Annotated in this window: 2 protein-coding genes; both read left to right on the forward strand. The window is 39.7% G+C overall.

Annotated elements, in window-relative coordinates; genetic code table 11:
- Positions 1-137 precede the first annotated feature (137 nt).
- Positions 138-2,501, forward strand: a complete 2,364-nt coding sequence (hypD, locus tag ABY905_RS15045) for a trans-4-hydroxy-L-proline dehydratase (RefSeq protein WP_372645333.1) — start codon at positions 138-140, stop codon at positions 2,499-2,501.
- A 113-nt stretch (positions 2,502-2,614) separates the two neighbouring features.
- Positions 2,615-3,672 (forward strand): DPP IV N-terminal domain-containing protein (locus ABY905_RS15050; RefSeq protein ID WP_372645335.1); only part of this gene is annotated, 1,058 nt, incomplete at its 3' end.

Genomic DNA, 3,672 nt, shown 5'->3' on the forward strand with positions numbered 1-3,672 from the left:
ATGCCTGATATCCCTTCTTTGCTAGAAGAGGATACACAATGGGTTCAGTCTATTTTTAGGAAATCGGGATATAAAGTAAGTGTGGGCGGCTAAGACAATTGATAATTATTAATTACCAATTATTAATTCAAAAAATCATGAACACTAGAATAAAAAAATTAAGAGAACAAAGTTTAAATGCAATCAACTGCATTTCGCCAGAGCGCGCTTTGTTAATGACCGAATTTTATAAATCAGATGAGGCACAAATGGTTTCTACACCAGTGAAACGTGCCCTTTCTTTCCAACATTTTTTTACCAACAAGAAGATTTGCATCAATCCAGATGAACTGATCGTTGGTGAACGAGGACCAGCGCCAAAGTCCTGTCCGACATATCCTGAGATTTGCATTCACTCTTTGGATGATCTTAAGATTTTGAACGAAAGAAACAAGGTGTCTTTCAAGGTTGATGAGGAGACATTTAAGATTTACGAGGAAAGTATTATTCCTTTTTGGACTGGGAAAACTAATCGCGATAAGCTGATAGGGAATATGACTCCCGAGTGGTTGAATGCCTATGAAGCAGGTATTTTTACTGAGTTTCAAGAGCAACGTGCTCCGGGACATACCGTTTTGGGTAAGAAAATGTTCCAAAGAGGTTTTCTTGATGTTAAAAAGGATATCGCTACAGCCATTGAAGCTCTGGATTTTTTTAACGACAATGAAGCCTACGACAAGCAGGAAGAGTTGAAAGCTATGGACATTGTTTGCGATGGTATCATACATTTCGCAGAGCGTCACGCCGAAGAATTGGAGAGCTTAGCTAAGACAGAAAAGAATACTGAAAGAAAAGCTGAGTTAGAGCAGATGGCTAAAGTATGTCGTCGTGTGCCTGCAAATGCACCAGAAACTTTCCATGAAGCTTTACAGCATTATTGGTTTATTCACTTAGGTGTTATCTCTGAGCTTAATCCTTGGGATTCCTTTAACCCGGGTCGATTGGATCAGCACCTTTTGCCTTTCTACGAGAAGGAAGTGAAAACAGGTGAGCTAGCTGAAGATAGTATGTATGAATTACTGCATGCTTTTTGGATCAAATTCAATAACCATCCAGCTCCACCTAAAATGGGAGTAACGGCTAAAGAAAGTAATACGTATACCGACTTTTGCTTGATTAATATGGGAGGTTTAAAGGAAGATGGTTCTGATGCCGTGAACGATATGTCTTATATCATTTTAAATGTGATTGAGGAAATGCGTTTGTTGCAACCAAGTTCGATGGTGCAATTGAGCAAGAAAAATCCCGATCGCTTTATCAAACGAGCGCTTCGAATTGTGAAGACGGGATTCGGTCAACCCTCTATTTTCAATACCGATGCCGTGATTCAGGAAATGTTGCTTCAGGGAAAAAGCATTGAAGATGCCCGAAACGGTGGCTGTAGTGGCTGTGTTGAAACTGGTGCTTTCGGAACCGAGAATTACAGTCTGAGTGGCTATTTTAACTTGGCTAAGATTCTTGAAATCACCATGAACAATGGTGTTGATCCGCGCAAGGGAAAATTGATTGGATTGCAAACCGGTGAATTGTCCAGCTTTAAATCCTATGATGAGATATTTGCAGCTTGGCAGAAACAGGTGAAACACTTTGCCGATATCAAGCTTAGAGGTAATAATGTGATTGAGCGCCTTTATGCGACTTATCTACCAGTCCCTTTCCTTTCGGTTTTGGTTGATGATTGTATCAGTAAAGGGAAAGACTATAATGCGGGCGGAGCTCGCTACAATACCTCTTACGTTCAAGGTGTGGGATTGGGAAGTTTGAGCGACATGTTGGCTTCTATTAAATTGAATGTTTTCGAAAAGGAAATGTTGAGTCTGACCGATTTGAAAAAAGCCATGGATGCCAATTTCGAAGGCTACGATCAGTTACGAAGTGATTTAATTTATAAGACGCCAAAATATGGTAATGATGATGACTATGCTGATGATTTAGCCATTGACATTTTCGAAACTTTTTATGAGGCTATTAATGGTAGACCTACAGCAAAAGGTGGCGTGTTCCGCATCAATATGTTACCGACGACTTGTCACGTGTATTTTGGGAATATAATGGCTGCTACTCCTGATGGACGATTGGCAGAAATGCCACTTTCCGAAGGAATTTCACCTTATCAGGGTGCTGATACTAAAGGCCCAACGGCGGTTGTAAAATCAGCAGCAAAGATTGATCATCTACGCACTGGTGGTACTCTTCTGAATCAGAAGTTCAGTCCTCAGTTTATGGATGATGAGGCAGGCATTACCCAAGTGATGAATTTGGTTCGTTCTTATTTCCGTATGGATGGCCATCATATTCAATTCAATGTAGTGAGTGCTGATACCCTTCGCAATGCACAGAAAAATCCAGAGGCCTATAAAGACCTGATTGTTCGTGTAGCGGGTTATAGCGATTACTTTAACGACTTGGGTGAGGATCTTCAAAATGAGATCATCCGAAGAAATGAACATACTGATTTTTAATTGTATTCAGTTATCTGTTGTCAGTTTTCGGTTATCAGCTCTTGACAACCGAAAACCGACAACTTTATCCTTTTACCTTATCACTTCAACCTTTATTTACTTTATCCTTATATATGAAACATTTACTACTAATCCCCTTATTGCTAATTGCATTTGTAGTAGGGGCACAAAATGGCGAAAAGGCTTTTACATTGGAAGATGTAACGCTAAACGGAACTTTTAATGCCAGATCGGTATACGGCTTGCGTTCTATGAACGATGGTCTGCATTATACGATACTTAAGGAAGGCCAACGCATTGAGAAATATGCCTATGCAACCGGGAAACTGATCGAAGTTCTTTTCGATTTGTCTACAATGGAAAATACAGCGATTAAGCGAATTGATAGCTACCAGTTCTCGTCTGACGAGAAGAAGCTCTTACTAGCAAGTAATCGAATCAATATTTACCGTCATTCTTATTCGGCAGAGTTTTTCGTTTTCGATAGAGCAAATGAAAAGTTGGATGCACTTTCAACAGGACGTCAGCAATTAGCCGATTTTTCTCCTGCAGGTGATCAGGTTTGTTTCTTTCGTGAGAACAATTTGTTTATTAAAGATCTGAAGACTAATAAGGAGAAACAATTCACCTTCGATGGCAAATACAATCACATTATCAATGGGGCTCCAGATTGGGTTTACGAAGAGGAGTTCTCCTTTTGGAAAGGCTTTCAATGGTCGCCCGATGGCAAGCGAATTGCTTTTATGCGTTTCGACGAAAGTTCTGTGAAACAATTCAATATGACTGTTTTCAAAGGAACTTATCCTGAGAAAAAAGCCAATGCTCTTTATCCAGAGAATTACACATTCAAGTACCCAAAGGCAGGAGAGGATAACTCAATTGTGAGTATTCATGTTTACGATTTGGCTTCGGAGAAAACGAAAACCATGAATGTGGGAGAGGAGACCGATCAGTATATCCCAAGAATCAAATGGACGCGTAATCCTGAAGTATTGAGCATGGTTCGTATGAACCGTCATCAAAATCATTATGAGCTTTTGTTTGCTGATGTAAATACGGGTGATCACAAGTTGATTTATGAAGAGAAGAATAAGGCTTGGATTGATGTTAACGATGATTTGACTTTCACTGAAGATGGTAAGTCAATCATCTTAACTAGTGAAAAGTCAGG

The organism is Ancylomarina sp., from assembly GCF_041555295.1.
GTDB lineage: Bacteria > Bacteroidota > Bacteroidia > Bacteroidales > Marinifilaceae > Ancylomarina.

Coding starts and splice junctions, on each gene's coding strand:
- hypD (WP_372645333.1), top strand. CDS start 138: ATGAACACTAGAATAAAAAAATTAAGAGAACAAAGTTTAAATGCAATC.